The sequence below is a fragment of the Ligilactobacillus agilis genome, assembly GCF_025311475.1.
Lineage (GTDB): Bacteria > Bacillota > Bacilli > Lactobacillales > Lactobacillaceae > Ligilactobacillus > Ligilactobacillus agilis.
Genome location: NZ_CP104397.1, coordinates 1,987,148 through 2,008,766, shown reverse-complemented (window position 1 = coordinate 2,008,766; position 21,619 = coordinate 1,987,148). Strand labels below are relative to the sequence as shown.

Genomic DNA, 21,619 nt, shown 5'->3' with positions numbered 1-21,619 from the left:
AAATTCCTCCTAAACTTACTTTTACATAGTTATTATAATCCTCTTAGAAAACGATTACAAGAAATGGACTCGAGTTTTTAAAAAATTGGACCTCACCACTTTGTGATGACTTACACAAAAATTAAAGAGAAAAGGCTTGCTAATTTAGTTAAAAGTGAATAGGCTTAAATTAAGAACTTGAATTTAGAAGGGAAGTTGGTAGCCATGGAACTAGCTGCTATCTATCATCGCCCTAATAGTGAGTGGGCCTACATGTCAACTCCAGACGAATTTGTAATTAACTTACGGGCTAAACATAATGATTTAAGTAAAGTAGAAATTTTATACGGAGACCCCTACGATAAAACCTTGACCGAAGCCAATACTAGCAAATGGAATTATCAAGTTAAGGAACTGGTGAAAAATTTGCGGGGGGTAAGTGCCGATTACTGGCAAGTAAAGCTAAGTATTCCCGCCAGTCGGCGCTTGGCCTATGCCTTTAGGATTTACGGCCAAGAAAGCGAACAGTTTTTGTACGATGACCGCAAGTTAGCGCCCTTTAGCGAGACTAGTCTTCATGACCTGGTCGCTTTCCGGACCCCTTACCTGGATCCGGCCGAAATCACTGGCCTGCCAGCCTGGGTGGCGAAAACAATTTGGTACCAGTTAATGCCGGATCGGTTTGCTAACGGCCAACCCACTAACGATAAGGAAGGCACCGTGGCCTGGGATAGCGAAGAAGCTAGCGCCACCAACTTTTTTGGAGGTGACTTGGCCGGCATTATTGATAAGCTTGATTATTTGCAGGAGTTGGGGGTCAACGGGCTTGATTTGACGCCGATTTTTACCGCCTATTCCAACCATAAATACGACACGGCCGACTTTTGGAGCGTTGACCCTGCCTTTGGCAATAAGGAAGACCTCAAGCGCTTAGTCGATGAGGCCCACAGACGCCAGATGAAAGTCATGCTTGAGGGAACTTTTGACCACCTCAGTGATTTTTCACTACAATGGCAAGACGTTCACAAGCTCGGGGCTAAATCCCGCTTTGCCAAGTGGTTTAAGGTCAAAGCCTTTCCGGTTCGTTATACCCTCAGCGCAGATCCTAATTACGCTCCGGATGCGAGTTACGCCATGTTCGCTAATAATCCCCACCTACCTAAGTTAAACCTACATGAAAAGGCCGTGCAAGATTATTTGTTAGAGGTGTTAACTTACTGGGTTCAACAATTTGATATTGATGCCTGGCGGATTGGGACTGCGGATGAATTTCCACCTAGTTTTAGCCGGCGGCTGGTTGCCCACCTTAACAAGATTAAACCTAACTTCTACCTCGTGGGGGAAAATAACGATACGGGGATAAATACCGAGGGGCGGCCCCTCTTTAATGGGGGAGTTAACTACCCCTTAGTTGAGATTATGAAGGACTATTTCTTAGACGAAAAAGCAGCGGTGGGTTGGTTGATTGAAGCCACCAACACCCAGTTGATGCGCCATGCCAACCCGACCTTACAGGGGATGCTTTTAAGTCTAGATGGGCCTAATAGTCCCCGCCTACTAGACCTCTGTCACCAAGACAAGCAACTAATGCGGGCCTTGTTAGCCTACAGTTTCCTCCAAATTGGCAGTCCCGTCCTCTTTTACGGGACGGAGCTTGGCCTAACCGGCGCCAGCGTTCCCGCCAACCGGGCCTGCATGAAGTGGAAAGAAGACGAACAAGATGAAACCATGCTACGCTTTATCAAGGTCCTAGCCGATTTTCGGAAGGCCTACAACCCCCTAATCACGAAGGGAAGCTATGAATGGGGGCAGTATAGTAGCAAGTACGATTACCTCAGTTTTACCCGCCGCTTGGGCAAACAGCGGATTTTTGCCCTCTTTAACCTCGGCTATTCCAGCATCAAGTTTGTGCTCCCGGCCAATGCTAAGCTCATTATGAGCCAAAACCTAATCGAAACCGATTCGCGCTTAGGCCAGTACGGCTTTGTGATTATTGAAGCGTAATTAAAGGAGGTTAATTTAATGAAAAAAGTAGTTTTATTTTGGGTTAGTTGCCTAGTCTTTTTGGGGATGGTTGGCAGTGTTTGGGCCAGCAATAATTCTAAGGTGAAAGTCTATAATCCCCAGGGAAAGCTTATTAAGGTCTATGGCTACAAAAAGCAGCCACGGCAAGTTGAATTAGTGAGTGATATTTTGGGGGATGCTGGTGGCAAAGCAGAAGGAAAGGATAACTTCTTATTTAAGCGCCCGCGTCACGCCAAGTTAAAGGCAACCTATGTCTTGTTGCAAAATGGAAAGCGTTCAAAAGCTAAGATTTACAGCAATCGTGAAGCGCTTATCAAAGTCAAGTTGCTGAAGGTAAAAGTTAAGTTGACGAAAAAGCAGTACCGCCAGTTGCTAGATTTAAGTAAATAATTTTGCTAATCATCCTTTTGAGCAGCAAATCGAAATCCTCTCAAAAAAGTGAGAGGATTTTTTGAATTGTTGCAAAAGAAGTGAGAAGAAGAGTGGAAATGAGGTGAATAGGAGCATACGTAAAGCCCATGACTACGGGCTAAACTGGCGATTTGAGTAGCAAATCGAAATCCTCTCAAAAAGGTGAGAGGATTTTTTGAATTGTTGCAAGCATAAACGCTTAAGACGAAAAAGTGACCACTTAGGACAAATCACTCCGCAAGTCGCTAGTTAGTGTTACAATTAAGGGGTGTTTAATGCAAGTGAAAGGGGAGATTTGATGGCAACAGATAAAAAGCTCTTATGGTTAAGTCACGTTAACTTAGTGATAATGGCTGTATTAACCGCAATTGTTGGGAACATAGCCTTAGCCCACAGTAAGATGAAGATGCCAGCTCAAGCACTAAAAACGGCGCAAGTAGCAGGGACGGTAACTGCTGTGATTGCAACGATTCTTGGGTGTTTGCTGATGGTTTTAATTCTTAAAGGAGTAGTGCGGTTGACAGGGGAGTCGATGTCCTTTAAGGATGCTTACGTTACCTATTTAATTAGCCGCTACCCAGTAATTTTTTATTCCTTAGTTGAAGTTGGCTACGCTTTAGTCAAGAAACAATTAATTAGCACTGATTTTAGTAACTATGCCAATATTTTAATGGTAATTTTCAGTCAGGCCATCATGTACGTTTACCTAGATGGTCGGTTAAGCAAGAAGCAAAATTTGATTGTAAACATTGTCTTTGCAATCTTGCTGTCAGCTGGATCGATTTACCAATTAGTTAAATAAGCATAAAAAAAGCACAGCCTCAATTTTTTGAAGCTGTGCTTTTAGTTTAAAATCAATGCTTAGTTCACGTGAACTGCAAATGATGGTTGGTAGTAAGTAAAGCTCTTAACACTTACTGATTCACCTGGTTCTGGAGCAGCGATGTAAGAAGAACCACCAAGGTAGATACCTACGTGGTAAGCTGAACCGTATGCACCCCAGAAGAGTAAGTCACCTGGTTGAGCACTTGATACTGCAAGCTTAGTACCAGCGTATTGTTGTTGGTAAGTAGTCCGACCAATGTTCTTGCCGAAGTGGTTGAAGACATATTGGGTAAAGCCGGAGCAGTCAAAGCCAGCTGGAGTTGTTCCACCTAAGACATAAGGTACCCCAGTGAATGTTTGTGCGTATGAAAGTAACGCACTAACTGAGTATGATGATGGTGTAGCAACTTGAGCTTGGCTAGCTTGAGTTTGTTGACTAGTTTGGGTTGTTTGACTAGCTTGGCTAGTTTGAGTTTGAGTTTGAGCTGCTGGTTGGCTAGTAGTTTGACTAGTTGTTTGGGCAACTTGGTTAGTTGTCGTTGCAGCTTGAGTTGTTTGGGTTGCTTGAGTAGCTTGGCTAGTGGTTGTAGTTTGAGCTGGAGTTTGTTCAGCTTGACTAGCAGCTACGCTAGCTTGAGGGTTCTTAGTTGGGTCGTTAACTGTTAAGCTTTGACCAACTTGTAAAGTAGCCCCTAAAGTATTAGCTTGACGTAAGGAGTCAACAGTTACACCGTACTTTTGAGCGATAGTGTAAAGTGAGTCCCCGGCTTGAACCGTATAAGTTACGTGGTTAGCGGCTACGTATGGAGTAGCTGCTTGGCTAGTACTTGCAGCTTGGCTAGCTTCAGAGCTTGCAGTTGAAGTAGCTTGACTAGTTTGGTTAGCTTCAGAACTTGCGGTTGCAGCAGCTTGACTAGTTTGGCTAGCTTCAGAACTTACAGTTGAAGTAGCTTGGGCATTGGTTGTAGTTGTTGTCGTTACTTGACCGTCAACCTTAATAACGTCGCCAACATGAATTAAGTAAGCGTCGCTAGCAAGGCCATTTAGTTGGCGTAACTTTTCAACGGTTGTCCCGTATTTTTGAGCTAAAGCCCATAAAGTATCGCCGGCTTTAACAGTTACTTGGCTGGTCTTAGTAGCAGTCTTAGCTGCAGTCTTACCAGTAGTAGGAATTGTTAAAGTTTGCCCTTCGCGAATTAAGTGGGTGTCAGTGTTAATTTTGTTTAATTGTTCGATTGATTGAATTGAAACGCCGTATTTTTGTGATAAATCCCAAACGGTATCGTTCTTAACAACGTGGTGGGTTGTATCAGCGTTAACGCTAGCTGAGGAAGCTAGGAATAAACCGGCTGCTCCAACAGTACCGAATAAAATTTTCTTAGTAGTATTGTTCAAATCTTTCACTCCCGGATATTAATTTTACGACTGTGATTCTATTTTAATCTTTTAATATTGCATTAGGGTACAAAAAAGGTTACAAAACTTAATTTTTTTGTAACAAAAGTCCGATAAAAGCTAATTATAAAGGGATTGTTAACTTTTGTAAGAATTTGTTAAGTAATTCTTAAGCAAAGAAAGCCCGTGGTTGAGCCATTTTTTCTGAAGGGCAAGTTGACTTGTAATTCTTATCTCAACATAAATGTTACAAAAAAGTTACGAAAGATTTAAGGCCTACTAGCTAGGAATTAGCCGGCTTAGGTGGGGTAATGTTCTGAGAACTTAAAATTTAGTTTGACGTTTATGTTACAAAAAGATTAAGAGGCGTCAGTTAAAGATTACAAGCAGCTAACCTTGTTTAGCGGTGCATAAACTAGTTAAAGATAAGACTTGTTATTAGCTGTTTTTAATTTTATTAGTTGCCCTCTATGACTAAATAAGCTATATTTAAAGTGAAGCTTAGAACTTAAAATGAGAAAAATAAGCTTGGAAAATTAATTTTTAAAGAAAGAAGTGGATAATGTGACAGAAGTTTATAATTTTTCGGCTGGGCCGGCGGTGTTGCCAGTTTCAGTCATCAAGCAAATGCAAGCCGAACTGCCTTCTTTTAAAGACAGTGGCATGAGTATATTGGAGATTAGTCACCGCTCCTCTCTTTACGAAGAAATGTTTCACCAAGCAAAGTCAGACTTACGGAAGTTAATGAAAATTCCGGATACTTATGAAATCTTATTCCAACAAGGAGGAGCGACCTTACAATTTACGGCTACGGCTTTGAACTTAGCAACTAAACAGAAACGAATCGGACTGATTGATAGTGGCCACTGGTCACAGCGGGCCGGGCAAGAAGCGCAGCTTGTGGGCGTAGAAGTTGACCCGGTTGCTAGTGGGCAGGCCAGTGGCTACACCGAACTTCCTTACCAGTTGAATTTAACCGGGGCTTATGATTACCTTCACATTACAACCAATAACACGATTGAAGGAACTATGTACCGCCAGTTACCAGCAACTGAAGGAAACCTGTTGGTAGGTGATATGTCCTCAAATATTTTGGGCCAAAGCTATGATGTTAACGACTTTGGTTTAATCTATGCGGGGGCGCAAAAAAATATTGGCCCCGCGGGCTTAACTATTGTGATTGTTAAAAAGGATTTGCTAGGCCAAGCTCAGGCTTTACCAGCTATGCTTGACTATACCAAGCAAGCTAAGAAAGACTCCGCTCTAAATACGCCGCCCGTCTTTGCAATTTATGCAGCTGGGTTAGTCTTTAAGTGGCTATTAGATTTAGGGGGCGTAGCTGCGATGCAAAAGCGCAACGAAAAAAAGGCTGCCTTACTTTATGACTATTTGGATAATTCGACCCTCTTTAAGCCAGCCGTAACCAAGGTTAGTGATCGGTCCACCACTAACGTGCCCTTTATGACTGGGGATGAGGCTTTGGATGCACGCTTTATCAAAGAAGCTACTGCCCAAGGCTTGCTTAACTTGAAGGGTCACCGCTTGGTCGGGGGGATGCGAGCTAGTCTGTACAACGCCTTTCCTTATGAAGGGGTCGAAGCTTTAGTTGCTTTTATGGGAAAATTTGCCAAGACAGTAGGGGAGAAATAAATTATGATGGATATTAAAACTTACAATGTGATTGCCAAGGAAGGGTTGGCCGAATTTCCAACCGATTTATATACTGTTAACCAAAGCCAAAAGCCTCAGGCCCTCCTAATCCGGAGTCAAGATATGCATAAGACCCCATTTGGCACTAACGTTTTAGCGATTGCGCGGGCGGGGGCAGGGGTTAATAATATTCCCTTGGTTCAAGCTACTTCGGCAGGGACAGTCGTTTTTAACACTCCAGGCTCTAACGCTAACGCGGTTAAAGAACTGGTCTTGACCATGTTATTATTGGCATCACGGCCGGTACTTGATGCAATCCCCTGGGCGCATAAGTTGGGGGGCGCGGATGTTTCCTTACAAACCGAGGCCGGCAAGAATCACTTTGCGGGTAATGAGCTACTGGGTAAGTCTATTGGGGTAATCGGGCTTGGAGCCGTTGGGTCCCGGGTGGCTAAGGCGGCCAGCGACCTTGGCATGAAGGTCATCGGTTATGATCCCTATATTTCGGTGGAACACGCTTGGCAACTATCAAATGACATTCCCCGGGCGGAAAGTTTAGAGGATTTATTAGCCGCCAGCGACTTTGTGACCGTCCACGTTCCTTATACCGAGAAGAACCGCCACTTGCTTGGCAAAGAACAGGTGGAGGCCATGAAGCAAGACGCGGTGTTATTAAACTATTCCCGGAGTGGAATTGTAGACGACGCGGCTGTTTTAGCGGCTTTAGACGCCGGCAAGTTACGGTTATTTATCAGTGACTTTGGCACCCCTGCTTTGGCTAGCCACAAAAAAGTAATTGTGACCCCCCATTTAGGCGGTACAACTGCTGAGGCCGAGGTTAACGGGGCTAAGATGGCAGCTAGGACTTTACGTAAGTATCTAGAAACGGGCAATATTGTCAATTCAGTTAACTTTCCGACGGTGGAAATGGCCTTTGAAGCGCCATTGCGCCTAACTTTAATCCACCAAAATGTGCCTAACATGGTGGGGCGGATTACCACCATTTTGGCTAACTATAATTTAAACATTGATAACATGATTAACCGGTCACGGGAAAAAATTGCTTACACGGTAATTGATATGGCAACTGTCAGCGCAAAGCAACAAGCCGAACTGACTAAAGAATTGCTCCACATTCCCGAGGTAATCCGGGTCCGCTTTTTGAAAAATCCGCGGGCATGAGCTAAACTGTAATTACCTTGGCAGGGGCATTTGCCCAAAAGGGTCGCTTACCGGCGACTCTTTTTTTTATGACCAAAATGGAATTACTTTTTGGTTAAACTAGCGGTAGACTGAGATTAGTGAGGTGAAGTAGAATGGTTGAAAACTTAACGAAGATATTTGCTGAAATTATGGCTGATCCCCAAAACGAAACTTACACTCAAGCGGGGATAGAGCCGCTTTATTATGCTAACCCGCAAGCAAAATTACTGATTATCGGGCAGGCTCCGGGTAAGAAAGCCCAGGACAGTCGGGTTGTTTGGAATGATCCTAGCGGAGACCGGCTCCGTAGCTGGCTAGCTGTTGACCGGCAGACTTTTTACGAATCCGGGCAAGTAGCCGTGTTACCGATGGATTTTTACTTTCCGGGCAGTGGCAAAAGCGGGGACTTACCACCTCGTAAGGGCTTTGCACAAAAATGGCACCCCTGCTTACTGGCGGCGATGCCTAACATACAGTTAACGATTTTAGTGGGGGCTTACGCGACTAAGCATTACCTCAATTTGAAGGCGAGCACGAAGTTGACTACGGTCGTTAAGAACTACCAGGAATACTTACCGACTTACTTTCCCTTGGTACACCCTTCCCCCCGTAATCAAATTTGGCTCAAGAAAAATCCTTGGTTTGAAGCTGAGGTGATTCCCGACTTACAAGCTAGGGTGAGGAAAATTTTATCCTAAAATTAAGAGCAGGATCTAACTGGCAACATGGTTAGATCCTGCTTTGATTTTTGATTAATCTAAGTTAAGTTTGTGCTTGGACAAGGCTTTGAAAAGAACAATCAAAACGATTGTTTCAATCGGCCAAAAAATAATCTCCTTAGGTAAACGAGCCAGTAATAAGGTCTTAAACGGCGTCGTATATAAGATATGAATCCACAAGGTGGTGAAAAAGACGTTGGTGATTACTAGTTGGCAAAATTCATAAAAGGCCAACCGATACCAAGTTAAATCTTGCTTGTGGAGCAGGCTACCAGCAATAACCCCTGATAAAAAGGCGCTAAATGTGAAGCCAATAAAAAAGTTCCCGTTGCTTGCGAGGATGGTATTGGCGATTAAATCGCTTAAAACCATCGCTAAGCCTCCTAGCCAAGGACCAAGAAAATAACCAATTAGAGCAGTACCTATAAAGCCCAGGCTAATCTTGAAGAGACTATCGGAACCAACGGAAATCTTACCTAAGACGACATGAATAGCGACTAAGATTGCAGTTAGTGTCAAAATCTTAGTTGCTAATTTTGGACTGTGCCATGTGAGTTTTAACATGCTAAAACATCTCCCTAAAATTTTTGGGAAAACAAGCACCAAAAATGGTGAATGCGGCCTAGAAACGTCGGCGTTGCCTTTCTGCCAAGGTCCACATTCCGTTCCCTTGGCCCGTAACGCAACCAGGCCTACCCCTTAGGCCTTAAGTTTACCATATTATCATGAAAATGAAAGAGAAGACTCAAAAAATTTTCAAACTTTTTTCATATCTGCCCGTTATAGTATAAGCATACCCAATAACAAAACCTACTTTTCATAACTTTTTCTCTAAAGACTTAGAGATTCCCCTAAAATATAGACAAAGTAAGCCGGCCTAAATCATTGATTTGGCGGGCTTATTTTGCTGATGTATTTAGAAATGGTTAATTAAATTAAAAAAACCACTTGAAATTTTAATTTAAGCGCGTTAGGATATAAGCATCAAATTAAATCAATTAAAGCTTTGAGCGGAACAAGTAGACGTGGACTAGGGTTAAGAGAGCTAACGGTTGGTGAAAGTTAGCCGAATATAGACGTTGAAATCAGTCGCAAATCACCAAGGTTGGCAGTGCCCGTTATCGCACCGGTAAATCGCCCTAAAGTATTAGGGCTGCTTACTTGAGGCAGGATATTTTTTCTGTAAATAAAGGTGGTACCACGTTGATGACGTCCTTTAACTTCGGTTAAGGGGCGTCTTTTTTGTTTGTTTAGCTTAATTTAGGCGGATTCGAGGTGGTTACAATGTCAGCTAGTGGCATTATTAACATTCAAGCACAAGTATTAACTACGAACGCTTAATGTTATGAGGCGTTCGGGAAATGAGGGATTTCGAATGCAAACAGAGATGAAAAAGAAGTTGAAAAAGACAAGTGTAGTATTGATGGGGGCGTTAAGTTTAGCAACCTGTTTTCCAACGACTGGGGTCAAGGCCGCTAACAAGCAGACCCTCCGCTGGAGTGAACCGGCTGAAATGCAAACCTTAGACCCATCCTTGGTTCAAGATCAGGTTAGCTCGGACGTGATTGCTAACAGTAACGAAGGTTTGTACCGGTTAGGGAAAAACTCGAAGGTTGAAAATGCCTTAGCCACTTCAACTAAGGTATCTGACGGTGGGTTGAAGTACACTTTTACCTTGCGGAAGGATGCCAAGTGGTCAAATGGTGACCCGGTAACCGCCCAAGACTTTGTTTATTCTTGGCGGCGCACTGTCAATCCTAAAACAGCTTCGGCCTACGCTTACTTGTTTGAGGGTGTGAAAAATGCTAGCGACATCGCCGCTAATAAGAAGTCATACAAGACTTTGGGTGTCAAGGCGGTAGGCAAGCACAAGTTGGTCGTAACCTTGGATAAAAAGGTGCCTTACTTTAAACTTCTGCTTGGGTTTACGGTCTTTTATCCTCAAAACCAACATGCGGTTGAAAAATACGGTAAGAAGTACGGGACCGCGTCGAAATACATGGTTTATAACGGACCGTTTAAGATGACTGGTTGGAGCGGGTCTAACTTAAGTTGGAAGTTAGTCAAGAACCCAACTTACTGGGATAAAAAAGACGTTAAACTACAAGAGATGACCTTCCAAGTAACCAAGAGCACCAACACTTCTTACAATCTCTATCAAAGTGGCAAGTTAGACCAAACTTATTTGGATGCAACCCAAGCCCGGGAATTGAAGGGCAAACCGGACTTTGTCTCTTACAAACAAGCGCGGACTAACTACCTCGAATTTAACCAAACTAAGAAGGTACTCCAAAATACCAAGGTCCGCCAAGCTTTATCCTATGCCGTTGATAGAAAACAACTGGTCAATAAGGTCTTAGGCAATGGTTCTTTGACCGTAACCGGGATTGTTTCTAAAGGCTTGACCCAATTTGATGGTAAGGACTTCTCAGTTTTACAAGATACTAAGACCGGTGCTAACTATAATTTAGCTAAGGCAAAGAAACTCTGGCAAGAAGGACTCAAAGAAGCAGGCGTGTCTAAAGTGTCTTTGAACTTGTTGGGCGATGATGACGGGGTAAGCAAGAACGTAACGGAATACTTACAAAGCCAACTTGAACAACACTTAAAGGGCTTGACGGTAACGGTTAATAATGTTCCTAAGAAGACCCGGATTGCTAAGTCAGAAAGTGGCGACTTTGACCTCGTCTTATCCGGTTGGGCCGCTGATTACTCAGACCCAGTTAGCTTCTTAGACATGTTTACCACGGATGCTAGCTACAACAACGGAAAGTGGTCAAACAAGGAATATGACCAATTAATCGCTGATGCTAAGGGCAAGGATGCTACTGACAAGTCGGCGCGGATGAATGACTTAGTTAAGGCTAGCCGCCTTTTGAACAATGACCAAGGGGTGGCTCCACTTTACCAATTGGCCCAAGCTTCGCTAGTTAAAACGAATGTTAAGGGCGTGGTTTATAACACGGCCGGGGTCCAATTTAACTGGAAGGGTGCCTACTTGAAATAAGCAAAAAAAGAGTTTATTACGAAGAAATTTTCGCAATAAACTCTTTTTTAGTGCTTATTTATGGGCAGTGGCTAGCTGTTCTTTAAAAATAGCGCCCCCGTAAATGATGGCCTCGATGGCGGTAATGAAGAAGCTGACCGGCCAATCAGTAAGGTAACTAAGGTAAAGGCCCAGCCAAATGCCGGTTAGGGCAAAGATGAAGGTGAGCCCAATCATCTTTTTAAGCGAGTGGGCGAAATATTTAGCTGCCGAAGCCGGAATCGTTAGTAAGACAAAGATTAGAAGTGAACCGACAATTTGGGCGGTGACACTGATAGTTAGGGCCAAGAGCACTAAGAACACAATGGAAACCAACTGGTTGTAGCGCTGATTATATTCGGCCCCTTGCCCGTCAAATGAGTTATAGGCCAGGCGTCTGAACATGAAAAAGATTGTCACCAGTAGGACTAAACTCAAGCCGATTAGGGTGTGGAGGTTATGGGCGTCAATCCCAACGATGCTTCCAAAGAGGATGCTGGTGGCGTAACTGGATTGCTGGTCTGACAGGGATAAAAATAAAATTCCTAACCCTAAGAACAGTCCAGAAAATACGCTGATTGACGCTTCCCGCCGGCCTAATTTTTCCCCGGAAAAGCCAATCAAAATCGCACTAGCGCAGGTAAAGGTTAACATCCCCAACAGGGGTGAAATTCCCATGAAGACTCCAAAGGAAGCGCCAGAAAAGCCGATTTCGGAGAGGGTGTGGGTGAAAAAGGAGGTTTGCCGGGCAACGACAAAGACCCCCATGAAGGCACAGATTAAGGCGATAAAAATCCCCGCCGTGAAGGCATAACGCATAAAAGCATAGTAAAACATTAAGCTTGCCCCCTTTTAATTAAGTGACCGGTTTGATTGGCCAAGTGTAATTCGTAGTCAGCGTATTGCTCAATTAGCTCTGGGTCATGGGTAATGAAGAGGATGGTTAAGCCCCGCTTCTTCATGATGTTGGTTAGTAGTTTCAACAACTCGTGCTTGCTGACAACGTCTAAGCTGGCGGTAGCTTCATCTAAAATCAACAACTCGGGGTTAGCACACAAAGCTTGAGCTAAGTAGGCCCGCTGTTTTTCGCCACCGGATGCGCGGCCCAAGGGCTGGTACTTGATTTTAGTGAGGTTGGTTTCGGCCAAAATCTGATTTAAGGTAGCTTTCATCTTGGGTGAGTTCCAAGGTAGGATGCGCTTTTTAAATCCCAGGGCCACGAAGTCGTAAATGCTAAGGGGGTATTCATCGTCAATGTTTCTTAACTGAGGCACGTATTGGACTTGTTCCCTGGTGATTTGAAAGCTGACGTGATTTTGATTTTTGCGGGCTAAATCGTCCAGGAGGTGCTTAACTAGGGTAGTTTTTCCCACCCCGTTTTCGCCGGTGATACAGGTTAGCTTATGGGCTGGTAGCTCAAAGCTAAGGTGATTAAACAGCCGGCGCTTGGGAATATCTAAGTCTAAATTGGTTACTGTTAAAATCGAATCCATAATTATCGGGCTAAACGCCTGTCCTTTCTTCCAAATAATATTATTAATTATAGCCTAGCTTGGTTAGGCAGGCAAAAGTGAAAGCCAAAAGTGGGTGACTTTTGGCTTAAAAACTATTTTTGTAAAGTAAGAACTTGTTGGTATTGCTTCTTCATCCAGGAAACATAATTTTGGTGGGCAGGGAGGGTCTCAGTCACCTTCACCACCGGAATCTTGTACTCCTGGCATAATTTGACCATGTTAGTAATCACCTTGCTATCAGACTGAGTGTTAAGTACAAAGAAGGCAATCTCCTTATTTTTAATGGCCGTTTGCAGCTTCTTAATATCGGTATAAGAAGGATCGGTTTCTTCTTCGGCGGCCATAGCAAAGTGCTTATTAGTGATATGATAGCCCATCGCCTCTAAAGAGTAGTCAAAGACAGGTTCACTAACAGCCACTTTTTGCCCCTGGGATTTAGTCTTGATTTGGGCGACCATTTTAGTTAAGGGAGCTAATTTAGCCTGGTATTTTTTAGCGTTAGCTAGGTAATCTTGCTTGTGCTTAGGGTCTAAGCGCCCGTACTCTTTGGCCAAAGCTAAGGCTAGTTTGGACATGGTTTGCGGTTGGTACCATAAGTGTTCATTTTGCCCAATTTTTGCCCCGGTAACCGAAGCGACGGTCAGGTATTTTTTAGCACCAAGTTTTTTAATCCAGGAATCATATTCAAGCCCGTTATAGATGGCTAAATCAGCCTTAGCAACCAGTTTGGCCGTTTTGGTAGTTGGCTCGTAGTCGTGGGGGTCAACGCTAGGGCTAGTGATAATCGGGGTGACCTTGCCGTGTGAGCCAAGTACCGCTTGAGCGACTTCACCGTAAAAGTCAGTGGTAGTTACAACCTTTAGTTGGTCAGCTTTTGTTTGGGTTTGATTCTTAGCACAGGCACTTAAGCCCAAGATTAGGCAGAGAGTGAGGCTGGCTAAGAATGCTTTGAAGATTTTTGAAATAGACATTGTTTTCTCCTTATGTGTAATGATTACTCTTTAGATGGTAACGGAGACCAAAAAGCCTGTCAAGCCTTAAAGAGTAGGCCTGACAGGCGATTACGATTTAGCTAGTTTGGCAAAGGTCACTAACTAAGCGCTAGGAGTGTCCCGATTACTATTTAAAAAAATTAGGCTAATAAGCGGTCACCTAAGCCTTTAGCCATCTTGATGAAGGCGGTCATCTGAGCAGTAAGCTCTTCGTTTTCTTTATGAGCGATGACTAACTTATAGCTTAAATCGTCAACCGGCAGCTCGTAATAGTTAGCTGGTTGAATATTTTTAACCTTATTGGCAACTGATTTAGGGACAATTGTACAGCCAAGGTTTCTAACCGCTAATTGAGCAATCGTCAACAGGTTGCTACAACGTAAGAAGTGTTTGAGGGTAATGCCGTTTTCGGCTAAAGTATTGGTAATCAGCCGCTGGAAACCGACGTTTTCAGAAGCGCTGATGTAAGGAAAATCAGTTACAAACGGGAGAATGTCCTTGACTGAGGCGAGCTTTTGCTTAGGTTGGTCGGCAACGTAGCGGGGATGGCTTTGCGGTACCAGGAGGTAAGCCGGCTCGCTTGCCAGTTGTTCGTAGTGGACATCAGAGCGGAAAATCGGCAAAATTCCCAAGTAGAGGTCGATTTTAGCGTGAATCAATCGCTCTTCATTGTGTTCAGAGGTATCTTCCACTATCTGAATGTTAACGTCGTTATAAACTTTGTGGTACTGGGGCAAAATGAGGGGCAAAATCTTTTGTCCTAACGATTGGGTGACCCCTAAGGTTAACTGGCCGTGGTTAGAGCTAGCCATCCGGGTTAAATCGTGGTAGACGGCTTCGTATTGGCTAGTTAATCGTTTGAGGTTGGTCAGATAGAATTCACCGGCCTCGGTTAAGCGAAGGGGGTGATGCTTACGGTCAATCAAGGTTACACCTAAGTCACGCTCTAATTGTTTTAACTTCTTACTTAAAGAAGGTTGGGAAATAAAAAGGTAGTCGGCTGCTTTGCTGACACTACCGTACTCGATGATGGTTTCGATAATTTTGATAAATTGTTGATCATTTTCAAACGAGCGCATAAGGCTGGCCCCTTTCTTGTAAAATAACTAATTACATTATGCACTTGTAGGAATAAATAGGCAAGGTTATTGCCCTAGGCCTCAGCGTCCCACTCTGCCTTAAAGGTAGCCACGAAGTCCCTCATTACTTGTTGGCGGCTAGCAGCGAGGGCGCGTGCTTGCGGGGTGTTTAACATGTCAGCCAGTTTAAAGAGCTTTTCGTAAAAATGGTTGATGATGGTCTCGTCAGCTAAATTCCGGTAGCTCGCCTTGTCTAACTGGGTTCGGGGTAAAATTTCTGGGTCGTAGATCTTTTCACCGTGAGCTCCACCGTAGTAGATGGCCCGGGTAATGCCGATGGCTCCGATTGCATCTAGCCAGTCGGCATCCTGGACGATTTGCCCCTCTAAAGATAAGGTTTGTTTTGCGCTCAGGTTGCTAGCATAGGACATGTGGGTAATGATATGAATAATCTCGTCACTTTGGGCGGAACTAAATGCTAGGGAGGCGAGTAATTTTCTAACTTCACTGACAGCCTGCTTGGGGCTAGCGACTAGCTTGTCGTCAATTGTGTCATGGAGGTAAGCGGCCGCTAAAATTACGGTTAGATCTACTGGTTTGGTCTGCGCTTTAGCTAAGCGGTTGGCTAGCTTAACTACCCGCTGGATGTGGTCAAAATTATGGCCGGTTTTATCAGCCGCTAACTTACTTTTAGCGAAGGTTTTGATGGTGGTTAATTGTGCTTGTGAGTTCATGGAAAGCCCCCTTGGTTAATCTTATCCAAAATTATAGCACAAAAAAACTCCATGACCGGGAAGCCATGGAGAAAAAGGAATATGTATCAAATCAGTTTAGGATGTCTGATTTGATGGGTTCACTTACTGTTTAGGGGGAGTAAATGAAAAGTTTGTTTGTTGTTTGTTATTAGGTATGTATATACAATAAAATAAAGTTGTGAAGAAAATATGAATTTTTTGTGAACAAAATATGAAAAATAACGAAAAGTTATTTTTTCTTAACTTTTTGTTTAAGAAAGTTTTGAACAATATTTATTAGGTAAGGACTAAAAAAGCTGTCATCAAGGGCTTTTTTAGCTGGGGTATAGTAAACTAGACTCTTTTTTTGACTGGGGTGAGCTAGTAAACCTAAATTTAAAAATAAGTTGTCAGCTTCTGAACCTACTTGTATATATAAGTTATCTTTGAGGTCCCTTTTCCCCCAGTAAGAAAATAAGTCAGCTGACTGGTTAGCAAAGTAAGAACTGGTGGGTTTAAGGCTAGTTAAGCCAAAGCAGATGCAAGCTTGGTAGTTTAAAGCCTGCATGCGGCAATCTTCATCATTGAAGGCTTGGTTGGTGGCGGTTAGACTAGCTAAAAGGCTAGAGTAGCTAGCGCTAGCACCGTGACCCCACAAAAAGTAGCGGTAAGGGTCAATTTGATACTGGTAGGCGTGGCCAAGAAGGTAACGGCTAGCGCTGAAAAGGTCGCTAGTTTGGGCCGGAAAGGGGGCCACGTCTTTAGGGCGCACTTCCACTAAGGCGATGACAAAACCTTGTTGGGCTAGTTGCATGAGCGGATAAAAGTAGTGACTCAAGTCGTCATTAGTAAAGTTTGTCCCCGCAGAGAAGATAATTAGTGGGTAGTGGCCCTTGCTAGTTGCTGGTTCGATGAGGTGTAAGCGTAAGGCCCGTTCGCTTTTGAAGGCGTAGGGGAGGTTTAAGTGGAGGCGGGGGTTTTGGAGTAAGGTTGGTTCATTTAAAGTAAAACTAGGCATAAAGTTGATCCTTTCTTAATCAGGGTAGTATGTTCTTAATTATAGCATTAGTTAGGTTAAAGTTAGCTTGTGTTATACTTAAAGTAAGAATTTAAGTTAGGAAGGAAAATTCGATGGCAGGAGTAGAATTATTAGAACGGCCCTTAATCAACATTGTTAACCTAATTTGGAGTTTTGACCGGGCTAGCGAACAAGTTTACCTGCTATTGGTCAAACGTGCTAGCGCTCCTTATAAGAACCGGTGGGCGCTGCCAGAAACCTTTATGCGGACCAAGGAGAGTGCAGACCAGGCGGCCTTGCGGTTAGTGAAGGAAAAAATCGGCCTAGAGTTGGCCTCGTTTCATACGGAGCAGTTGGCGACCTTTACCAACCCTAAGCGGACTAAAAAAGAACGGGCTATTTCCTTGGCCTACATGACCTTTTTACCGGAAATGCCAACCCTTAGAGCTGGCTATGGCGCAAGTGAAGTCCGGTGGTTTCGGTTTGGCTACCAGGCAGAAAAATACTGCCTAGTCAGCGGCCAAAAGCTGTTTTGGGCTAGCCAGGCACAAACGGAGCAGGCTTACTACGACCAACCACTAGCTAGTGGGCAAGTCCACCTAGCCTTTGATCACGAGTGGATTTTTCAGGTAGCAGCTACCCGGATAAAAAATAAGCTGGACTATCAGCCCAATATCTTATTAATCCTGGGCAATACCTTTACCCTAAAGGAAGCCAGAAGCGTCTACGCCCCCTTTTTGATGACGACCCTCAAGCAAATTGATAACTCTAACTTCAAAAAGACCCACGGCCACCTCCTAAAAGACGTCGGCATAGCCACGGCTGGTCGGCCGGGGCGGCCTCCGCGCTTGTACCGCTTAAAATTAGAATAGCAAGAAAACGCTTGTCAAGCAGGCGTTTTTTTGTTATGGTAATAGCAATATATTAAATTAACAGGTTATTTTCAAAAAAGTAATTTTTACTTTTAATCGAAACCGAGGAGAATTTTTATGAATCCAGAGAAACTGGCTTTACTTACAGACTTATACGAATTTACAATGGCAAATGCCTTTTACCAAGAGTTGCCAAAAGAAGAGGGTGTATTTGACATCTTCTTTAGAAACCTGCCTGACAACGGCAGCTTTGTGGTTCTTGCCGGGGTGAAACAAGCGGTCGAAGCCGTTGAAAAATTCCACTTGTCTGCTAGTGAGTTAGATTACCTACGGGAGTTAGACTTATTTAGTGAAGAGTTTTTAGCGTACTTAGCGGATTTTCAAAATCAATGTGAGGTTTGGACGATTGAAGAAGGGACGCCGGTCTTTTCTGGTGAATCCGTGGTTACGGTGCAAGGTCCATTAATCCAAGCCCAATTATATGAAACAATGTTGCTTAACTTGATTAACCACCAAACCTTAATTGCATCTAAGGCTCGCCGGATCGTGGCTTCAGCCAAGGGCCGGGCCGTGATGGAATTTGGGGCCCGCCGGGCACAAGGGCCAGATGCCTCGATTTACGGGGCGCGGGCAACGATTATTGGGGGGGCGAAGTTGACTTCTAACCTCTTAGCCGGAAAGAAATTTAATATTCCGGTGGCCGGGACAATGGCTCACAGTTGGATTGAGTCTTTCCCAACCGAACTAGCAGCCTTTGAAGCCTGGGCCCGGCAAAATCCCCACAACTGTTCTTTATTAGTCGATACCTATGACGTCTTGAACTCGGGGATCCCTAATGCCATCAAGGTCTTTGAACAACTAAAGACTAAGGGTGTGGACGCTAACATTGGAATTAGAATTGATTCTGGAGATGTGACCGAATTAACCAAGAAGGCTAGAAAGATGTTAGATCAAGCCGGCTTTACCGAAGCTAAGATTACGATTTCTAATGCCCTAGATGAATACATTATCGAATCCATTCTTGACGAAGGGGCCCAGGTTGATAACTTTGGGGTGGGTGAAAAGATGATTACTTCTTCTACCTCCCCCGTGTTAAGTGGGGTCTACAAGCTTTGTGCGGTTAAGCATGAAGATGGGCAGGTGGAACCTAAGATTAAGGTCAGCGCAAGTAAGACCAAGGTGACTCTGCCAGGGATTAAGCAAGTTTACCGGCTATATAATACCTCTGGCCAAGCCTTTGCCGATGTGATTGCCCTTCGTGACGAAAAGTTGGGGCACTCATTATCGGTAGTTAAGGCCGACCCACTGGCAACCAAAAAAGAACATGTACTGCAAGACTTTATTGCTAAGCCATTATTACGGCCGGTGCTTAGGGGAACGAAGCGGGTAGAGGAACTTGAAGGTGACGTCTTTAAGATTCAAGCAAATAGCCAGGCTGCCTTAAAAGAATTACCAGCTGAAACTAAGCGCTTGATGAACCCGGCTATTTTCCCAGTCTACGTTACAAGTAAGTTAAACACCTTGCAAAAGGAAATGCTGGCTAAGCACTAATAAGCTAGAAAAAATTGAGAAAACGGTAGCGTCTATGCGGGTGCTACCGTTTTTGCTTGCGCTAAGAGCTTGTTTTTACCGGCTAAATCACTTACACTAGAACTAGCCTGTGAAACGTATTTTGTTTCACAAAATTACGGAGGAAAATTATGACGCCAGAAGAATTCCGCCAAGCATTGGCCGCTCAAGGAATTGAGTTGACAGCAAGGCAATTAGAACAGTTTGCCATTTACTATCAATTCTTGGTTGAAACTAACCAGCACTTAAATTTGACTGCCATTACGGAAGAAAAGGAAGTTTACCTAAAGCATTTTTATGATTCGATTCTAGCAGGGATTGCGGTGACAGACCTCAGAAAAGAGGAGTTAAGTCTGTGTGATGTGGGGGCAGGTGCCGGCTTTCCATCCATTCCGCTAAAGATTGCTTTCCCCCAGCTTAAAGTAACGATTGTTGACTCACTAAACAAGCGGATTAACTTTTTGAATGAGTTAGCTGCTAAGCTGGATTTAACGGGGGTGGCCTTCTTCCATGCCCGGGCAGAGGAATTTGCCGGCAAAAAGAGTCCTTACCGGGAAAGCTTTGACATTGTGACGGCGCGGGCAGTTGCGCGAATGACGGTCTTGTCCGAATTGTGCTTACCTTTAGTTAAAAAAGGCGGACGCTTTGTAGCCCTTAAAGCCCAAAAGGCCGAAAGTGAGCTTGCAGAAGCAACCTATGCCATCGCCACGCTCGGAGGAAAGTTCAGTCAAGATATTGAGCTAACCCTTCCTAAGTTAGGGGATGAGCGGCATATTATCGTGATTACTAAGAAAAAGGAAACACCTAAGAAATATCCACGTAAGGCAGGTACGCCTGCTAAGCAGCCATTAGTAGCAAAGTAAGGGGGAGTTAGGATGGCTTTTTCATTTTTTAAATCGAAAAAAGAGGTCAGTGCTAAACCAGGGGTTAATGACGTTGTCGAGTTAGAGGTCCAAAAGATTATTCCTAATCGCTACCAGCCCCGCAAGCTCTTTAGCGATGAAAGTATCGCCGAATTAGCTACAACCATTGCGGAGCACGGCTTATTGCAACCAATCGTGGTTCGCGAATACGAAGCCGGGAAGTATGAAATTATCGCGGGTGAACGGCGGTTTCGGGCGGTTAACCGGCTTAAGTGGGAAAAGATTCCGGCCTTAATCAAGAAGATGGATGATACTCAGGCAGCCTCCATGGCGGTAATCGAAAACTTACAACGGGAAGGTTTGTCTGCCATCGAAGAGGCCCAGTCCTACCAAAAGTTGATGGAGTTAAACCAATTAACCCAGTTACAACTAGCCCGTGAAATCGGGAAGAGTCAATCATTTGTGGCTAACAAGTTGCGCTTGCTCAAGCTTAACATGGGGGTGCAACGGGCAATTTTAAACCGGAAATTGACAGAACGCCACGGCCGGGCCTTGGTGAGTTTAGACGATAAGCAACAAGTCGAGCTGTTAAAGCAGATTGAAGAAGGCCACTTAACCGTCAAGGAAACAGAGGCTTTGGTTGCCAAGATAACTGCGCCTAAGGTCAAGGCTCAACCTAAAAAGAAGGCTAAGGCTAGGACTAAGGGAAGTTCTAAGGACGTCAAGATTGCCCTTAATACCATTAGGCAGTCGGTTAAAATGGTAACTGACACGGGCTTAAAGGTAACGACCAGTGAAGAAGATGCTCCAGGGGTTCACCGGATTATCATTGAAATTCCCCTGGATGGCTCCGACCAAAAGTAGGTGGTCAAAGTGGTAGAGCAACAAGCACTCAATAGTAAGTGGCTAGCCCAACTGGCCAATGGTAAGGATGATCAAGTCGTTAAGCTAAGCCTTGACGATTTGCGGCCTAACCCCTATCAACCTAGAAAAGTATTTGACCAAGGCACTTTAGAGGAACTGGCTAATTCAATTAAGAAGACGGGGGTTTTTCAACCGGTGATTGTTAGGCCCTCCAAGGTAAAGGGCTACGAGCTAATTGCGGGTGAACGACGTTTTCGTGCCTCGATAATGGCCGGCCAAAAACAGATTCCTGCTATTATCCGCACCATCAGTGATGAAGAAATGATGGAGATTGCGGTCGTGGAAAACTTGCAACGCGAAGATTTGAATCCTTTAGAAGAAGCACAAGCATACGCGACTTTAATGGAAAAATTACACTTAAACCAGACCCAGCTAGCCAAGCGTTTGGGAAAGTCAAGACCCTATATCGCTAATTACCTCCGCTTGTTAGGCTTACCCCCCAAGGTAAAACAATCCCTGCGAGCCGGTGAGCTCTCGATGGCCCAGGCCCGGACCCTCTTATCTTTAAACGATAAGAGCAAGTTAGCGCAACTGGCCCAAAAAACGGTGAGTGAAGGCTTGACGGTCCGGCAGCTAACGGAGCTAGTGGCTAAGCTTAACGGGACTAACAAGGTAAAGCCTAAGCCAGTTAAAGCAACTAATCAATACGCGCTTTATTATCAAGAAACAGCTCAGCTGTTAGCGGAGAAATTAGGGACCAAGGTAGAGGTTAAGCCCCAGGGGAAAAAAGCTCAGGGTAAAATTGAGATAGACTATTATTCCACCGAGGATTTTAACCGAATTTTAGAGATTTTGCAGATAAGTTTAGATTAAGGGGGCTTT

At 44.2% G+C, this 21,619-nt stretch carries 20 protein-coding genes and 1 riboswitch; of the genes, 12 read left to right on the top strand and 8 right to left on the bottom strand.

Going from position 1 to position 21,619, the window contains the following annotated elements; genetic code table 11:
- Positions 1-204: 204 nt before the first annotated feature.
- The 3 genes from N4597_RS10015 (at position 205) to N4597_RS10005 (ending at position 3,217) form a co-directional block, all read left to right on the top strand.
- Entirely contained in the window at positions 205-1,983 is a 1,779-nt protein-coding gene (locus N4597_RS10015) for a glycoside hydrolase family 13 protein (RefSeq protein ID WP_260903771.1), read from the top strand.
- An 18-nt stretch (positions 1,984-2,001) separates the two neighbouring features.
- Positions 2,002-2,394 carry a hypothetical protein gene (locus N4597_RS10010; RefSeq protein ID WP_089144442.1) on the top strand — a complete coding sequence of 131 codons (393 nt, stop codon included), beginning with the start codon at positions 2,002-2,004 and terminating at the stop codon, positions 2,392-2,394.
- Between the two features lie 319 nt (positions 2,395-2,713).
- Complete coding sequence (locus N4597_RS10005; RefSeq protein ID WP_260903768.1) at positions 2,714-3,217, top strand: hypothetical protein; 504 nt, start codon at positions 2,714-2,716, stop codon at positions 3,215-3,217.
- 59 nt (positions 3,218-3,276) lie between these two features.
- Here N4597_RS10005 and N4597_RS10000 read toward each other — a convergent pair whose 3' ends face one another.
- Positions 3,277-4,644: a LysM peptidoglycan-binding domain-containing protein gene (locus N4597_RS10000; RefSeq protein ID WP_313958049.1), complete on the bottom strand. Its 1,368-nt coding sequence runs from the start codon at positions 4,642-4,644 to the stop codon at positions 3,277-3,279.
- A gap of 555 nt (positions 4,645-5,199) precedes the next feature.
- On the opposite strand from N4597_RS10000, the gene serC reads away from it, so the two are divergent.
- From serC to N4597_RS09985, 3 genes are all read left to right on the top strand, one after another.
- Entirely contained in the window at positions 5,200-6,285 is a 1,086-nt protein-coding gene (serC, locus tag N4597_RS09995; protein WP_260903763.1) for a 3-phosphoserine/phosphohydroxythreonine transaminase, read from the top strand.
- A 3-nt stretch (positions 6,286-6,288) separates the two neighbouring features.
- Positions 6,289-7,467 carry a phosphoglycerate dehydrogenase gene (locus N4597_RS09990; protein ID WP_260903761.1) on the top strand — a complete coding sequence of 393 codons (1,179 nt, stop codon included), beginning with the start codon at positions 6,289-6,291 and terminating at the stop codon, positions 7,465-7,467.
- Between the two features lie 134 nt (positions 7,468-7,601).
- Positions 7,602-8,186, top strand: a complete 585-nt coding sequence (locus N4597_RS09985) for a uracil-DNA glycosylase family protein (RefSeq protein ID WP_260903759.1) — start codon at positions 7,602-7,604, stop codon at positions 8,184-8,186.
- 54 nt (positions 8,187-8,240) lie between these two features.
- On the opposite strand, the gene N4597_RS09980 is transcribed toward N4597_RS09985, so the two are convergent.
- A complete protein-coding gene (locus tag N4597_RS09980; RefSeq protein WP_050611629.1) occupies positions 8,241-8,771 on the bottom strand; it encodes a folate family ECF transporter S component in 531 nt (176 codons plus the stop codon).
- Positions 8,772-8,814: 43 nt separating this feature from the next.
- Positions 8,815-8,909: riboswitch (THF riboswitch) on the bottom strand.
- A gap of 673 nt (positions 8,910-9,582) precedes the next feature.
- Between N4597_RS09980 and N4597_RS09975 the strand changes: the two genes are divergently transcribed.
- Positions 9,583-11,214: a peptide ABC transporter substrate-binding protein gene (locus tag N4597_RS09975; RefSeq protein WP_390892639.1), complete on the top strand. Its 1,632-nt coding sequence runs from the start codon at positions 9,583-9,585 to the stop codon at positions 11,212-11,214.
- 54 nt (positions 11,215-11,268) lie between these two features.
- On the opposite strand, the gene N4597_RS09970 is transcribed toward N4597_RS09975, so the two are convergent.
- The 6 genes from N4597_RS09970 to N4597_RS09945 form a co-directional block, all read right to left on the bottom strand.
- The gene (locus N4597_RS09970; RefSeq protein ID WP_050611627.1) at positions 11,269-12,069 is read right to left on the bottom strand and encodes a metal ABC transporter permease; all 801 of its coding nucleotides are present in this window, start codon (positions 12,067-12,069) and stop codon (positions 11,269-11,271) included.
- On the bottom strand, positions 12,069-12,725 hold the full coding sequence (locus tag N4597_RS09965; protein WP_056976703.1) for a metal ABC transporter ATP-binding protein: 657 nt from the start codon (positions 12,723-12,725) through the stop codon (positions 12,069-12,071). The genes N4597_RS09970 and N4597_RS09965 overlap by 1 nt, the downstream gene beginning before the upstream one ends.
- Positions 12,726-12,838: 113 nt before the next feature.
- Entirely contained in the window at positions 12,839-13,717 is an 879-nt protein-coding gene (locus N4597_RS09960; RefSeq protein ID WP_260903750.1) for a metal ABC transporter solute-binding protein, Zn/Mn family, read from the bottom strand.
- A gap of 161 nt (positions 13,718-13,878) precedes the next feature.
- Positions 13,879-14,817 (bottom strand): LysR family transcriptional regulator, encoded by a 939-nt coding sequence (locus tag N4597_RS09955; RefSeq protein ID WP_260903748.1) that lies wholly within the window; start codon positions 14,815-14,817, stop codon positions 13,879-13,881.
- Between the two features lie 74 nt (positions 14,818-14,891).
- On the bottom strand, positions 14,892-15,551 hold the full coding sequence (locus tag N4597_RS09950) for an HD domain-containing protein (protein ID WP_192944921.1): 660 nt from the start codon (positions 15,549-15,551) through the stop codon (positions 14,892-14,894).
- 250 nt (positions 15,552-15,801) lie between these two features.
- Positions 15,802-16,569, bottom strand: coding sequence for an alpha/beta hydrolase family protein (locus N4597_RS09945; RefSeq protein ID WP_204773645.1), 768 nt, complete (start codon positions 16,567-16,569; stop codon positions 15,802-15,804).
- A gap of 113 nt (positions 16,570-16,682) precedes the next feature.
- Here N4597_RS09945 and N4597_RS09940 point away from each other — a divergent pair, with 113 nt between their 5' ends.
- The 5 genes from N4597_RS09940 (at position 16,683) to N4597_RS09920 (ending at position 21,610) form a co-directional block, all read left to right on the top strand.
- Positions 16,683-17,441 carry an NUDIX domain-containing protein gene (locus tag N4597_RS09940; protein WP_172586109.1) on the top strand — a complete coding sequence of 253 codons (759 nt, stop codon included), beginning with the start codon at positions 16,683-16,685 and terminating at the stop codon, positions 17,439-17,441.
- A gap of 117 nt (positions 17,442-17,558) precedes the next feature.
- Entirely contained in the window at positions 17,559-18,992 is a 1,434-nt protein-coding gene (locus N4597_RS09935; RefSeq protein WP_260903740.1) for a nicotinate phosphoribosyltransferase, read from the top strand.
- A 149-nt stretch (positions 18,993-19,141) separates the two neighbouring features.
- Positions 19,142-19,873: a 16S rRNA (guanine(527)-N(7))-methyltransferase RsmG gene (gene rsmG, locus N4597_RS09930; RefSeq protein ID WP_170091011.1), complete on the top strand. Its 732-nt coding sequence runs from the start codon at positions 19,142-19,144 to the stop codon at positions 19,871-19,873.
- A gap of 12 nt (positions 19,874-19,885) precedes the next feature.
- Positions 19,886-20,737, top strand: coding sequence for a nucleoid occlusion protein (noc, locus tag N4597_RS09925; protein ID WP_056976695.1), 852 nt, complete (start codon positions 19,886-19,888; stop codon positions 20,735-20,737).
- A 9-nt stretch (positions 20,738-20,746) separates the two neighbouring features.
- Entirely contained in the window at positions 20,747-21,610 is an 864-nt protein-coding gene (locus tag N4597_RS09920) for a ParB/RepB/Spo0J family partition protein (protein ID WP_260903737.1), read from the top strand.
- Positions 21,611-21,619: the final 9 nt, after the last annotated feature.